This window comes from Protofrankia sp. Cas8 (assembly GCF_963555845.1).
In the GTDB taxonomy this organism is placed as follows: domain Bacteria; phylum Actinomycetota; class Actinomycetes; order Frankiales; family Frankiaceae; genus Protofrankia.
The window spans coordinates 1-12,478 of record NZ_CAUVXI010000026.1; the positions used below are offsets into that span (position 1 = coordinate 1).

Sequence of the window (12,478 nt, forward strand, 5' to 3'; positions counted from 1 at the left end):
CGCCCGCGCAGGCCGGGACGGGCCCGGGCGGCGGGGCGCCGGCGCGTCCCGACGTCGCGTACCTGCCCCCGCCCGCGCCCTATCCCGGGGGGCCCACCCCGCCGCCCGGCAGGGCCCCGGCGCCATCGCCGAGCCGCACGTGGTGGCCGTTCGCCGCGGCCGCTGCCGCGATCATCGTCATCCTCGCGATCGTCGTGTCGCAGCTCCTCGGCGACGGCAGCCCCGGCCCCACCACCCCGGTCGCCCAGCAATCGAACGCCACCATTCCCGGGACGACCGGCCCGACGACGATCACCCAGACCCCGACCGGTCGCAGAACAACCGAACCGACTCCCTCGGGAACAACCGAGTCGACTCCCCCGGCAACAACCGGCCCGGCCACACCGTCTGGCACACCGCAGGTCACCGGGACGACCAACCTCTCCTCCATCAAGCCAGTCAACAACGGTAACGTCACCGTGAGTACCGGGTCGGAGCAGGTCGGGACAACCACCTACCCGTTCAGCGTCCGTCTTGCCTGCAGTTATTACGGTGCCACCGTCACCTACAATGTCGCGGGGTATGCGTTCCTGGACGCGGTGATCGGTGTTCCCAATGACGCCACCAATGCGACGGGTAACACCACGGCCCTCACGTTCGTCAAGGACGGCTCGACCCAGCTGGGTTCACCGATCAACATCGCTCTCGGGCAGCCGCAGCAGGTTCACCTGGACCTGCAGGGCGCCCAGCAACTGGTAATCAAGTGCAGCCCCACTGTCAACACCACCCACCAGGCGACCAACATGGATATCGTTTTGGGTGACGCCACCTTCGGCCCTGGAACCTCGGTCGCGAGCAGCACGAAGTCGTCCTGACGACTGACCTGGACGAGGCGGCGCCGGCAACCCACCGGCCCGCCTCACCCACCGACGGCGCGGTGCGCGGAAGGCGGGACATGGACGCGCAGGTTCCTGCGGACCGGTGGGTCCTTGCTTATGAGTACGGACCGAGGCGTTGCCGGGTGCCGGTCGGGGGGCGGCTGCAGGTCGGGCGGACGCTGACGGTCGGCCGGGAGGCGCGGCTGCCGCTCGGGGTCGAGATCCCGAACACGCGGGTCTCCCGTGAGGCGCTCGTCGTCACCGCGACCGAGTTCGGCTGGGACCTCGACGTCCGCAACCGCAACGGCGCGACCCTGCATGCCTGGGGTCAACCGCCGCAGGCAATCGCCGGGCAGGTACGGGTCACCTGGCCGCGCGCCGCCGTCCGGATCCTCACCCGCGACCTGCCGGCCGAGACGTACCACTGGGTGCTGCTGGAGGCCGACATGCTCCCGTTCCCGACGGCGGATCCGCACCCCTCCCGGGACACCACGACCGGCATGACGGCCAGCCCGCCGTCGCCGTTGCCGATGACGCCGCCGCAGGAGGAGGCCGTGCGGCTCGTCTTCGCCGACCTGCTGGCCTGGCCGCCGTCGCTGCCGGCGAAACCGCTGCAACTCAAGCAGGCCGCCCGCCTGCTGAGCATCAGCGAGCAGGGCGTGCGCGACCGGCTGGGCTGGGTCCACGACCGCGCGCTGCGGCTCGGCCTGCACCAGGAGGTCGGACTGACCGCGCCCGAATACCTCTATTTCCTCGTCAGCGCCGGTTACCTCACCCCGCCGACCGTGCAGTCCTACCGGGTGCAGCGCCCGTGGCTGGACGAGCACTGATCTCTGCCACACGTTTGACCACGGAGTACACGGTTCCCTGCCCGCCCGGATCGAGAAAGTGGACCGGCCGCGGCAGCTGTCCTACCGGTGGTCGCAGGGCGACGCCGGCACCGAGCCCACGGATGGCAATGCCACGCTGGTCGAGTTCACCCTTGACCCGGTGGCCGAGGGCACGGTCCTGCGGGTCGTGGAGAGCGGGTTCAACAGCCTAAGCGACCTCTCCGCCGAGACCGTGTATGCCCGCCGGGCCGCGAACCTTCAGAACTGGCCGGGAAAACTCGATTTCCTGCGTCTGCGGGTGGAACAATTCGTGGGATGATCGAGGAGCGAGGGCCGGTCGACGACGTGCTCTTGGCGTTGGCTGATCCGGTCCGCCAACATATTCTGCGGGTGCTGATCAACGAAGGGAACGGGACGGCCACCAAGCTGACCGCCGAATTGCCCGTCAGCCGTCAGGCCGTGGCCAAACACCTACAGGTCTTGGACCGGGCCGGACTGGTCACCGGCAACCGCTCCGGCCGCGAAGTCCAGTACGAGGTCCAGCCGCGCGCCCTTGATGAAGCGGCCCGGTGGATGGCCGGGATGGCCACCGAATGGCACTACCGCCTGCAGGTCATCAAGCGCCTGGCGGAGACCCAGGAGGAGTGACCCGGAACCAAAAGGAAAAGGAAAACGCCGGTCAGGACGGCGTCATCACCGCACCGGAACGAGAGCAGAAGGGCCCCGACACCAGATCGGGGCCCTTCTTCGTGTCCGCGCCGGACCTACGGGATACGGGATACGGGAGAACATCCCGCACTCATGAGACCGCCGGCCGGAGGCCGAGGTAGGTCGGCCCGGAGTACGGGACTTCCCCGTCCTCGCTCCTGCGACCGCCCGTCCGGACCGCCGGGCAGAATCCCGAGCATGATCCCAAAAATGCCGCAGATCGGGGATTGGGCCAGCTTCGAGGAGCTCGAGGCGCTCACCGGCAAGCACCTCGACGACGTGCTCACGCGAGCGCTCACCACGCCCTTCTACTCCCGGCGTCTCACCGGCCCGGTCACGGTGGACGAGTTCGACTCGCTGCCGCTCACGACCAAGGAGAACCTGGTCGAGGCGTACCCCTTCGGCCTGAAGGCGGTTCCACAGACCGAGCTGGTCAACTACTTCGAGTCCAGCTCCTCCGGCGGGCACCCCACGCCCGCCTACTACACCCGTTCCGACTGGGTCGACCTGGTGGAGCGCTACGCCCGCAAGCCGATCGGTTTTCGGCCTGCGGACGTCCTGCTCGTGGGCGACGAGCCGTTGAGCGATGCCCGCCGGGACCGGTTGAGCGAGCTGTGGGGTACACGCACGACCCCACCAAAACTCAACACCAAGAACGATGGGTGACGACTCCCGAAGGCGACCCGCCAGACAGGCGAAGATCGAGGTGCGGCGTCAACCGCCCATGGCGGTACCGCAAGGCGGGAGGCGAAGATCCGCACGGAACAGGTCGCCGTCACGCAACGCACTGAATCCGATGATCAACGTGCGGCCAGGCCGGCAACGGTCTGCGGAACGCCCTCGAACGCGCCGACCGGCGCGAGCCGACCATCCTGCCCCACCGCCCAGCCGAGAACCCGGCGGCCGTCGGTGTCGATCGCGTACAGGTAGCGGCCGTCGGAGGTGATGGCCTCGTCACGAATGCCCTTCGCATCCCTCCCGGTCGAACCCGCCACCGGTTCGAGGAGCGTGAGCCCTCCATCGTTGTCGACCTGATAGCTCGAGACCGTTCCATCACCGAAGTTCGTCACGTAGGCGAACCGCCCGTCCCTGGTCACGGCGGCCCAGCAGACCTCGCTACGGGTGTCGCCGACCGAACCACTCACCGCAGCGAGCCGGCCCGCGCCCGCCACGGCATACGAGGAAGCCGCCGCGGCACCGGCCTCACCACCGAAGGCCTCAGTCACGATCATCGAGCCCTGCGGGGTGAAATCGAAGCCGTAGGGAGTCCGCCCAGCGGCCGGGATCGTCGTGGGACCATCGGCATAGCCGCGCTCGTCGATCCGATAAGCGCTGATGCTGTTCGTCCCACGTTCGGTGACCACCAGCGTCCGGCCGTCCGGGCTGAAGGACACCTGGGCCGGATCCGCGTTGCCGGCGCTCAGGGACCTCGCCGAGCCCTCGAGCGGGGTCAGCCTCCCGTCCCGAAGGCGAAAACCACTGATGTTCGGCGTGCCGTTGTTGAGCACGTAGACGAGGTCGCCGTTCACCGCGACGCTCGTCGGCCTGGCACCACCGGAGGAGACACGATCGGAGAGCCGCAGCCTGTCGTCCTCCGCCATGAGCAGGGACAGGTCATCGCTGCCGGCGTTCGTGATCAGGAGCCACCGACCGTCGTCGCTGAGAACAACGGAACTCTGCGACGGCAGGTGCGGAGTTCCGGTTCCGCGGCCGCCGGTCTCGAAACGCCCCAACGGAGCAAGCATGCCGTCCGCGGAACGCCTGAAGGCGACAGCCTCGTTCCTGGCAACATCATTGGTCTGGACGTACACGGCAGCGCCCATCGCGCTCCGATTACCTACACGTTCAGTCATCGTTCTCCTTCGAGCTCATGGGCATCGAATTTCAGGTTCCCGATGAGCCCACATCTACCCGTACCCGGTGAGGCCACAAACCCGACGGCGAAGGAACGCGGTATCCACCGTGAAAAAGCGCAGGCCAGGACACCGGATGCCGGTACCTGCAGAAACGTGCGCCACGATGCGTCCGCCCGTCGGGGCGCTGGATCATTCCGGCACGATGCAGGATCCGCCAGACCGTAACGACCCCGACCGGATAGCCCAGCCCGACGGGCTCGCCCTGGATCCGGCGGTGACGCGAGGTGCGTACCCCAGCCCAGCCCCGCGACGCCGCGTCCCCTGTTGCCGGTCGCTCGTAGTCCAAAGTTGGTTAGATGAAGACGATGCCGAGCGAGCCGATGACCGCCCGCGGGCGCGCGAGTCGCGAGCGGATCGTCGCGCGCGTTGCGGACGTCGTCGCCGAGCACGGTGTGCGGGCGGTAAGTCTGGAGCAGGTGCTGGCCGCGGCCGGGGCGAGCAAGAGCCAGCTCTACCACTACTTCGGCGGCCGGGACCAGCTTATGGAGGCGGCGGTGGCATACCGGTGCGAGCAGGTCGTCGCGAGCCTGACGCAGGCGTTCGCCGCAGTGGCGACGATGGCGGACCTCGAGCGCGTGCTGGCGGGTTTCGTCACCGCCTACGAGCAGGACCCGTCCGGATGCCCGATCGGGACGCTGGCCAGCGACGTCGCCGGACACCACGAGGGAGCCCGCGAACGGGTCGTCGACGCGTTCGCCGCGTGGGAGCGGCTGTTCTCCGACGCGTTCGAGCGGATGCGGGCGGCGGGTGAGCTGCGGGCGGACGCCGCACCCGGCCAGCTCGCCACAGCCGTGCTGGCGGGTCTTGAAGGCGGCATGCTCCTGAGCGAAACCCGCCGCGACGGCACGTCGCTGCGGATCGCGGTGGACGCGGCGCTCACGTTCGCGCGCACGTTCGCCACGGTCTGACCGCCCACCGGACTGGACGGAATCGTCCAGTCCGGTCTAGCCTTCGCTGGACGATTCCGTCCAATCTGAAGGTGGTCGATGAGCGTCCCGTCCGATTCAGTCCTTGCCACCCGCCGCGGCGTACTCACGCTGGGGCTGCTGTGCACGGTCCAGTTCCTCGACATCGTCGACTCCTCGATCATGAACGTCGCGTTGCCGTCGATCCGCCGCGACCTGGGCTTCTCCCAGCAGAACCTGCAGTGGGTACTGTCCGGCTACGTCGTGACCTACGGCGGGTTCCTCCTGCTCGGCGGCCGAGCGGCGGACGTGCTCGGCCGCCGCCGCGTGCTGGTCGCGGGCACGACCGTGTTCGCGGTCTGTTCGCTGGCCGGCGGCCTCGCCACACACTCAGGGACGCTGATCGCAGCGCGGGTCGCCCAAGGCATCGGCGCGGCGCTGATGGCACCCGCCGGACTGTCGATCCTGACCACCACCTTCACCACCGGCCGTGACCGCACCCGGGCGCTCGGCGTGTGGGGCGCGATGAGCGGGCTGGGTGCCGCCGTCGGCGTGTTCCTCGGCGGCGTGCTCTCGCAGGGGCCCGGCTGGCGGTGGGTGCTCTTCGTCAACATCCCCGTCTGCGTCCTCGTCGGCGCCGCCGCGTTCCGCCTCGTTTCGGCCGAACGGGCCCGCGGGCCGCGCGCCGGCTTCGATGCCGGCGGGGCGATCCTGGTCACCGGCGGGATGCTGATGGGCCTCTACGCGCTGGTGAAAGCGCCCGACGCCGGCTGGGTCACCGCGCACACGATCGGCGAGCTGGCATGCGCGGCCGTGCTGCTCGCCGCCTTCGCCGCCAACGAACGCCGCGTCCGCGACCCGCTGTTCCCGTTCACCCTGTTCCGCGTCCCGGGGCTGGCGGCGGCGGACGCCACCCAGCTGCTCGCCTTCGCCGGCTTCCTGTCGATGTTCTTCTTCCTCACCCTCTACATGCAGAACGTGCTCGGCTACTCCCCGATCCGCGGCGGGGCCGCCTACCTGCCCGTGACCGCCGGCATCATGCTTGCCGCGGGAGTGTCGACCCAGCTCGTCGGCCGTCTCGGAACCCGGCCGATCATCACCGGCGGTGCGCTGATCGCAGCCGGTGGGATGTACTACCTGTCCCGCGTGCCGGTCCACGGCTCGTACCTCACCGACCTGCTACCCGGCCTTCTGATCATGTCGGTGGGGCTCGGTGCCGTGTTCGTCACCGTCACCACCGCCGCCAACGCCGGTGTCCCCGCCGACCAGGCCGGGCTCGCCGCCGGCCTGCTCAACACGTCCCTGCAACTCGGCTCCGCGCTCGGGCTCGCCGTCTTCTCCGCGCTCGCCACCGCCCGCACCCACCACCTGCTCGCCGGCCACACCGCCCCGCAGCAGGCGCTCGCGTCCGGTCTTGCGCGAGCGCTGCTCGCCGGCAGCCTGTCCGTTCTCGCCGCCGCCCTGATCGCCCTGCGTGCCCCCAACATCCGCCCACAAGCCGCCCACCCCGCGCCCGCACCCGACGCCGGCACCCGACGCCTCCTGCGCCCCGCGGCCGAACCAGCCGAATAGGCCGCACCCGGACCTACCCGCCCGCTCGCACACCGACGACGAGGACCCGTCATGACCACGACCACCACCCCGACGACCCAGACCTACCGGGTCTTCATCCGCGCCACCCCGCAGCAGATCTGGGACGCGATAACCAAACCCGAATTCAGCCCCGGCTATCTTTTCGGCGCACTGGTCGAAACCACCGGGACAGTCGGCTCACCGTTCCGCTACCACTCGCCCGACCGTACCGCCCTCTGGGGCGACGAGACCGTCCTCGACGCCGACCCGCCACACCGCCTCGTCGTCGGCTACCGCGCGCTCTACGACCCCGATCTCGCCACCGAAGCCCCCAGCCGGGTCAGCTGGCACGTCGCCTCCGAAGAAAATCGAGTCAGCCTGCTCACCGTCACCCACGACCGTCTCGAGGGCGCCCCCAAGACCGCCGCGCGCGTCGCCGACACCGGATGGATGCGCGTCCTGTCCGGCCTCAAAACCCTGCTCGAAACCGGCGAACCGCTGAACGCCGGCTGACCTGCGGCCCCCTGGGGGTTCGCCGCACCGTCCACCCCGCGGGAATCCTGCCGCGGAGGCCACGGCTACGTGCGACCGAACACCCTCATACAAATAGATCTTCGCAGATTGATCGTCTGACCGGGCGCGAGGCGATGCTGCCCGTGCTCGTCGTCGATCGGCACGAGCGATCGGGGAAGGCCGAGCCTTCGGTCAGGGAGGCGGCGTACCAGCCACGCGACGGCGGAGGTGCGCGGTGACGGTGACGGTGACGGTGATGGTGAGGGCAACCATCGTGGTCAGGGCGATGAGCCCGGGGAGCGCGCCGTCACCGGCCGGCCAGTCCAGCCCGGCGCCGTCGGCGGCCCAGAACACTCCGAACGAGGTGGTCAGGACACCGACCACAAATTTGATCGTGTTTTCCGGGATGCGGGTCAGGGGCCGTACGACCGCCGCCCCGACGGCGGTCACGGTGAGCACGGCGCATCCGGCGGCGGCCGCGGTCAGCGGTGTACGTCCGCTGGTGGCGCCGGTGGTGACGACGATGAGCGCGACCTCAAGGCCTTCCAGCAGGACGGCCTTGAACGCGAGAGTGAAACCGTAGCCATCGAGGTGACCACCGACGGGTCCGGCGTCGACGGCGGCGGCCTGGTAGCGAGTGAACACGGCCTGTTCGTCGCGCAACGGTTTGCTCCCGGCGGCACGCAGGACCGCTTTGCGTAGCCACCCGACGCCGACGGCGAGCAGCAGCACCCCGACGACCAGCCGGAGCGGAGCCAGTGGGACGCGGGCGAGCGCCGGTCCGGCCGCGGCGACCACGACCGCCAGGACCGCGGTCCCACCGGCGGTACCGAGCGACACCGGCCGCCAGCCGCGGCTGATCCCGACGGCCAGCACGATGGTGAACGCCTCCACCGCCTCGACCGTGCAGGCGAGGAACGTCGTGGCGAACAGGAGCGGGGCGTTCACCGGCCCGGCCCCGAAGGTGGCGTGTCCAGCCGGTCAGGATCGGCCGCCGCGTCGGAATCGGCCGCCGCGTTGGGATCGGCGGCCGGATCGTGTCGGGCGCGGTAGCGGTGCGCGGCGAACAGCCCGGCGGCGAACACCAGCAGCAGCCCGGTGGACGCCCAGCCGGCCGCCTTCTCGACCTTTGCGTAGGAGGCGCCGGCGGCGTAGCCGAGCAGGGTGAACCCGATCCCCCACAGCAGACCGCCGGCGGCGTTGAAGGTCAGGAACCGGCGGTAGGGCAGCCGGGACGCCCCGGCTAGGCCGGGCATGACCGCCCGCAGGAACGCGGTGAACCGGCCGAGGAACACCGCCCGGCCCCCACGGGTTCGCAGGTAGACACGGGCCCGGTCGATCGCCCGGTGGCGCCGGCGCAAGATCGGCAGCGCCAGGATCCGGTCACCGAAGTGCCGGCCCACCTCGTAGCCGACCGTGTCACCGCCGATCGCGGCGGCGACCACAATCGCGGCCATCCCGGGCAGGCTGACCGCATGCTGGCTGGCCAGTACCCCACCGAGCAGGACCGCGGTCTCACCGGGCAGGACGAACCCGAGAAAAACCGCGGCCTCGGCGAAGGCGAGGGCACCGATGAGGGCGTAAGCGGCCGGGCCGTGCAGGACCAGGAGATGCCCGAGCAGCCCTCCACCCGCCGCGGTGATCATGGTGGTGGCGGTCATCGCAGCCACCGGGCACACAGAACATGGATGAGGAGGGCCATGGTTAGTGGGGCCAGCCGTGCATGGCGAGTTCGAACAGCCGCTCAACCTCGCGGCCCGCCTCGACCGCACATACGGCCGCGATCAGCCCGAGGGCGGCCGGAACCACAGCCGGGAGCCACCGCAGCGGTGGGGGCGGGGCGAGGAGCGCGGCGACCCGGCGCGACACCGCATGCTCGTGGAACGCCAACGCCGAGGGCGCAGCCGCGTCGGTGTCGACGGTGGCCAGTGCGGCCCGCGCGAGCGCCGCCGCGGCGAGACCACGGTCGGCGACCGCAGTGGCGGCGTCTTCATCGGCCCACCGCTCCAGGGTGTAGTCGCAGTCGGCGACCAGCGGCCACAGCAGCGGGTTCAGACCGGCCGCGAGACGAACCAGCAGCCGATAGCCCAGATGGGCATGACGCAGATGGGAGTGTTCGTGCGCGAACACGACCCGCCGCTCCGCCGCGGTCAGGGCGCGCAGCAGCGACGAGGTCACCACCACCCGGCCGGGTAGCCCCGGCACGGCGAGCGCCCGCGGCGCCGGATCGTCGACGACGACCAGACCGCCGCCGGTCGCCGGCGGACAGTGCCGGGCGGTGCGCAGCAGCCAGCCGACGTCCCGGCCGCAACGCAGCACCGAGACCATCATGGTGGCCGCGGCGACGACGACCAGGACCGTGGCAAGGGTCGCGATCATCGGGGACACCGGGTCGTGCGCGGCCAGGACCGGGCCGGACCAGTGCCCGAACCGTCGCACCAGGGGAAACTGGCCGATCAGTGTCCAGGCCAGCAGGGCCAGATCCCACGCCCACCCGCAGCCGGCGGCGACCGCGGCGGCGGCCAGGACGGCCGCGGCCCGCCGTGGCGGGAGTCGCCGTGCGCCGGCCGTGGCGGGAGTCGCCGTGCGCCGGCCGGCGCTGCCACCGTGAGCAGCACCGAGGCGGCCAACGCCAGGTAGACGCTGATCCACACCGTCAGTCCCCGCCCCGGCCCGCATCGGACCGGCCGGCGGCGGGCGGCGGCTGGGCGGCCAGCAGGGATCGCAGGACCGCGCCTTCGGCGGGGCTGAGTTGTTCGACGAACCGCTGCAGCACCGCGGTCGGGGTCTCCCCCCGGGTCAGCAGGGTCTTCATCTGGCGGGCGGCGAGTTCCTCCCGCGCGGCCACCGCCCGCCAGGCGTAGCCACGGCCGGCCGGTACCCGGTCCGCCAGCCCCTTCTCCGCCAACCGGGCGAGGATCGTCGTCACCGTCGTATAGGCAAGATCACCGCCGAGGGACTGCTGGATCGCGGCCGGGGTCACCGGCCCACCGGTGGCCCACAGCACGGCCAGGACCTCGCTTTCCAGCGCGCCCCGCGCCCGGCGGGCCCGCCGACTCTCACTCCGGTCGCCCATGCAACCCCCCGCCATCCCATATCTACGACGTCTCGTCGTAGCATACGACAACGTCGTAGTAGTCTGCCGGAGGTAGCTACTGCATCACGTTCAGCGCACACAGGGAGGGGGCGGTGTGACCAGCGACGAGGACCGCGTCGAGACCGATGCGCCCAGGCCTGCCCACCGGCGGGATGACACACCCGCCGGGGCGACCCGCCGTGGCCGACCCACAAGAAAGAGAGAGGGCGTATGACGCTTGTCGTACCAGCGGTGGAAGCCACCGGCCTGGTCAAACGTTTCGGTGGCCTCACCGCGGTCGCCGAGGTCGACCTGCGCGTGGACGTCGGCGAGGTCTACGGCATCCTCGGCCCCAACGGCGCCGGGAAAACAACATTCCTGCGGATGCTGTTCGGGCTCATCCGTCCCGACGCCGGCACCCTGCGGGTATTCGGCCGGACCTGGGCGCAGGCCGGCCCCCGCACCCTGGACGGGGTCGCGGGATTCATCGAAAGCCCCCGCTTCTACCCCTACCTGTCCGGCCGGCGCAACCTGACGCTGCTCGCCGGCCTCGACGCCGGTGATACCACCGACGCCGCCGGACGCATCGACACCGTCCTCGACCTCGTCGATCTCGCCGGCCGGGCCGGCGACAAGGTCCGCGGCTACTCCTTCGGGATGCGCCAACGCCTCGGCGTCGCCGCCGCACTGCTGCGCGACCCCCGGCTACTCGTCCTCGACGAACCCGCCAACGGCCTGGACCCCGCCGGGATCCGCGACATGCGCGCCCTGGTCAAACGCCTCGCCGCCGGCGGACTCACGGTGCTGCTGAGCAGCCACAACATGGACGAGGTCGAGGAGATCTGCGACAACGTCACCATCATGCGCACCGGCCGGGTCGCCTACCACGGCTCCATCACCGACCTGCGCACCCAGGCCCCCGACCCGGCCCACCGGCTGGCCACCAGCGACGACACCCGTGCCCTGCACGTCGCCGCCGCGCACCCCGGCGTGACCGTCGCCCCGCATCCCGCCGGCGGGCTTGCGCTGCACGCCCAACCCGACCAGGTCGACGCCTACACCATCGCGCTGGGCCAGGCCGCAATCGCGGTCCGCACCCTCACCCTCGAGGTCGCACCGCTGGAGTCGCTGTTCTTCCTCCTCACCGAAACCACCCCCGACCCCGTGCCCGCTGCGCGCAGCGGCCGGGGCAGCGGCCCGGACGCCCTGACCGGAGCAGCCCGATGACCACCATCACCCCCGACGCGGCGACGACAACCGGCACCGACGGCCCGCCACGGACCCCCGGCCGGATCGTGACCGTCTACCGCTGGGAGATCACCAAACTCGCCGCCCAGGCCCGCACCCGCGCCACCCTCGCAGTCTGCCTGGTCACACCGTTCGTCTTCGTCGTCCTGCTCAACCAGCAGGACCGGCTCCCCAAAGACACCCTCTACGGCCGATGGGTGCACACCAGCGGCTTCGCCACCCCGCTGCTCATCCTCGGGTTCGCCGCCCAGTGGGTGTTCCCGCTGCTGACCAGCCTGGTCGCCGGTGACATCTTCGCCAGCGAGGACCAGCACGGCACGTGGAAGACCATCCTGACCCGCTCCCACAGCCGCACCCAGATTTTCTGGGGCAAGACGCTGGCCGCAGCCACCTTCGCGGTGCTCGTGCTCGCCGTACTCGCGGCCAGCGCCCTGGCCGCGGGCGTCCTGCTCGTCGGACACCAGCCGTTGGAAAGCCTGTCGGGCACCCTGCTGCCCGCCGGCCACGCCGCCGGACTGGTCCTCGCCGCATGGGCGACCGCGCTCCCGCCCCTACTCGGGTTCACCAGCATCGGGCTGATGCTGTCGGTGGTCACCCGCAGCACTCCGGTCGGGATCGTCGGCCCGATCATCCTCGGGCTGGTCATGCAGCTCTACGCGTTCCTCAACGGCACCGACACCATCCGCCACCTGCTCCTGACCACCCCGTTCGACTCCTGGCACGGCCTGCTGGCCGGCGACCCCTACTACGGCCCGCTGTCCCAGGGCGCACTCGTCAGCCTCGCCTACATCGCGATCTGCCTGGGCGTCGCCTACACCGTGCTGCGTCGCCGCGACATCACCGGAGGCTGACC

14 protein-coding genes and 2 pseudogenes are annotated in these 12,478 nt (G+C 70.7%); 10 read left to right on the forward strand and 6 right to left on the reverse strand.

Annotation, left to right across the window (positions count from 1 at the left end; translation table 11 throughout):
- From U9977_RS06435 to U9977_RS06455, 5 genes and pseudogenes are all read left to right on the forward strand, one after another.
- A pseudogene (locus U9977_RS06435) lies at nt 1-854 on the forward strand (hypothetical protein); the annotation flags it as partial.
- Between the two features lie 80 nt (nt 855-934).
- Nucleotides 935-1,687, forward strand: coding sequence for a hypothetical protein (locus tag U9977_RS06440; RefSeq protein WP_322748255.1), 753 nt, complete (start codon nt 935-937; stop codon nt 1,685-1,687).
- The gene (locus tag U9977_RS06445) at nt 1,605-2,006 is read left to right on the forward strand and encodes an SRPBCC domain-containing protein (protein WP_322748292.1); all 402 of its coding nucleotides are present in this window, start codon (nt 1,605-1,607) and stop codon (nt 2,004-2,006) included. The genes U9977_RS06440 and U9977_RS06445 overlap by 83 nt, the downstream gene beginning before the upstream one ends.
- The gene (locus tag U9977_RS06450) at nt 2,003-2,335 is read left to right on the forward strand and encodes a metalloregulator ArsR/SmtB family transcription factor (protein ID WP_322748256.1); all 333 of its coding nucleotides are present in this window, start codon (nt 2,003-2,005) and stop codon (nt 2,333-2,335) included. Before U9977_RS06445 ends, U9977_RS06450 begins: the two co-directional genes overlap by 4 nt.
- A 270-nt stretch (nt 2,336-2,605) precedes the next feature.
- Nucleotides 2,606-3,061 (forward strand): hypothetical protein, encoded by a 456-nt coding sequence (locus tag U9977_RS06455; protein ID WP_322748257.1) that lies wholly within the window; start codon nt 2,606-2,608, stop codon nt 3,059-3,061.
- 134 nt (nt 3,062-3,195) lie between these two features.
- Here U9977_RS06455 and U9977_RS06460 read toward each other — a convergent pair whose 3' ends face one another.
- Both U9977_RS06460 and U9977_RS26850 read right to left on the reverse strand, forming a co-directional pair.
- Entirely contained in the window at nt 3,196-4,248 is a 1,053-nt protein-coding gene (locus U9977_RS06460) for a lactonase family protein (protein ID WP_322748258.1), read from the reverse strand.
- A gap of 84 nt (nt 4,249-4,332) precedes the next feature.
- A pseudogene (locus U9977_RS26850) lies at nt 4,333-4,528 on the reverse strand (integrase); the annotation flags it as partial.
- Between the two features lie 79 nt (nt 4,529-4,607).
- Here U9977_RS26850 and U9977_RS06465 point away from each other — a divergent pair.
- The 3 genes from U9977_RS06465 (at nt 4,608) to U9977_RS06475 (ending at nt 7,301) form a co-directional block, all read left to right on the forward strand.
- Nucleotides 4,608-5,219 carry a TetR/AcrR family transcriptional regulator gene (locus U9977_RS06465; RefSeq protein ID WP_322748259.1) on the forward strand — a complete coding sequence of 204 codons (612 nt, stop codon included), beginning with the start codon at nt 4,608-4,610 and terminating at the stop codon, nt 5,217-5,219.
- Nucleotides 5,220-5,297: 78 nt separating this feature from the next.
- Nucleotides 5,298-6,788, forward strand: a complete 1,491-nt coding sequence (locus U9977_RS06470) for an MFS transporter (protein ID WP_322748260.1) — start codon at nt 5,298-5,300, stop codon at nt 6,786-6,788.
- 51 nt (nt 6,789-6,839) lie between these two features.
- A complete protein-coding gene (locus U9977_RS06475; protein ID WP_322748261.1) occupies nt 6,840-7,301 on the forward strand; it encodes an SRPBCC domain-containing protein in 462 nt (153 codons plus the stop codon).
- Nucleotides 7,302-7,493: 192 nt separating this feature from the next.
- Here U9977_RS06475 and U9977_RS06480 read toward each other — a convergent pair whose 3' ends face one another.
- The 4 genes from U9977_RS06480 to U9977_RS06495 are packed head-to-tail and all read right to left on the reverse strand — an operon-like array spanning nt 7,494 to nt 10,377.
- Nucleotides 7,494-8,249, reverse strand: a complete 756-nt coding sequence (locus U9977_RS06480) for a hypothetical protein (RefSeq protein ID WP_322748262.1) — start codon at nt 8,247-8,249, stop codon at nt 7,494-7,496.
- Nucleotides 8,246-8,962, reverse strand: a complete 717-nt coding sequence (locus tag U9977_RS06485) for a DedA family protein (RefSeq protein WP_322748263.1) — start codon at nt 8,960-8,962, stop codon at nt 8,246-8,248. Before U9977_RS06485 ends, U9977_RS06480 begins: the two co-directional genes overlap by 4 nt.
- A gap of 43 nt (nt 8,963-9,005) precedes the next feature.
- A complete protein-coding gene (locus U9977_RS06490) occupies nt 9,006-9,953 on the reverse strand; it encodes a M48 family metalloprotease (protein WP_322748264.1) in 948 nt (315 codons plus the stop codon).
- A gap of 4 nt (nt 9,954-9,957) precedes the next feature.
- Nucleotides 9,958-10,377 (reverse strand): BlaI/MecI/CopY family transcriptional regulator, encoded by a 420-nt coding sequence (locus U9977_RS06495; RefSeq protein WP_322748265.1) that lies wholly within the window; start codon nt 10,375-10,377, stop codon nt 9,958-9,960.
- Between the two features lie 231 nt (nt 10,378-10,608).
- Here U9977_RS06495 and U9977_RS06500 point away from each other — a divergent pair, with 231 nt between their 5' ends.
- Nucleotides 10,609-11,604, forward strand: a complete 996-nt coding sequence (locus U9977_RS06500) for an ABC transporter ATP-binding protein (RefSeq protein WP_322748266.1) — start codon at nt 10,609-10,611, stop codon at nt 11,602-11,604.
- Nucleotides 11,601-12,476 carry an ABC transporter permease gene (locus U9977_RS06505; protein WP_322748267.1) on the forward strand — a complete coding sequence of 292 codons (876 nt, stop codon included), beginning with the start codon at nt 11,601-11,603 and terminating at the stop codon, nt 12,474-12,476. Before U9977_RS06500 ends, U9977_RS06505 begins: the two co-directional genes overlap by 4 nt.
- Nucleotides 12,477-12,478: the final 2 nt, after the last annotated feature.

Excerpts from the sequence above, each read along its gene's own strand:
- U9977_RS06440 (WP_322748255.1), top strand. The coding sequence starts at position 935 with ATGGACGCGCAGGTTCCTGCGGACCGGTGGGTCCTTGCTTATGAGTAC.
- U9977_RS06450 (WP_322748256.1), top strand. The coding sequence starts at position 2,003 with ATGATCGAGGAGCGAGGGCCGGTCGACGACGTGCTCTTGGCGTTGGCT.
- U9977_RS06455 (WP_322748257.1), top strand. The coding sequence starts at position 2,606 with ATGCCGCAGATCGGGGATTGGGCCAGCTTCGAGGAGCTCGAGGCGCTC.
- U9977_RS06460 (WP_322748258.1), bottom strand. The coding sequence starts at position 4,248 with ATGACTGAACGTGTAGGTAATCGGAGCGCGATGGGCGCTGCCGTGTAC.
- U9977_RS06465 (WP_322748259.1), top strand. The coding sequence starts at position 4,608 with ATGAAGACGATGCCGAGCGAGCCGATGACCGCCCGCGGGCGCGCGAGT.
- U9977_RS06470 (WP_322748260.1), top strand. The coding sequence starts at position 5,298 with ATGAGCGTCCCGTCCGATTCAGTCCTTGCCACCCGCCGCGGCGTACTC.
- U9977_RS06475 (WP_322748261.1), top strand. The coding sequence starts at position 6,840 with ATGACCACGACCACCACCCCGACGACCCAGACCTACCGGGTCTTCATC.
- U9977_RS06485 (WP_322748263.1), bottom strand. The coding sequence starts at position 8,962 with ATGACCGCCACCACCATGATCACCGCGGCGGGTGGAGGGCTGCTCGGG.
- U9977_RS06495 (WP_322748265.1), bottom strand. The coding sequence starts at position 10,377 with ATGGGCGACCGGAGTGAGAGTCGGCGGGCCCGCCGGGCGCGGGGCGCG.
- U9977_RS06500 (WP_322748266.1), top strand. The coding sequence starts at position 10,609 with ATGACGCTTGTCGTACCAGCGGTGGAAGCCACCGGCCTGGTCAAACGT.
- U9977_RS06505 (WP_322748267.1), top strand. The coding sequence starts at position 11,601 with ATGACCACCATCACCCCCGACGCGGCGACGACAACCGGCACCGACGGC.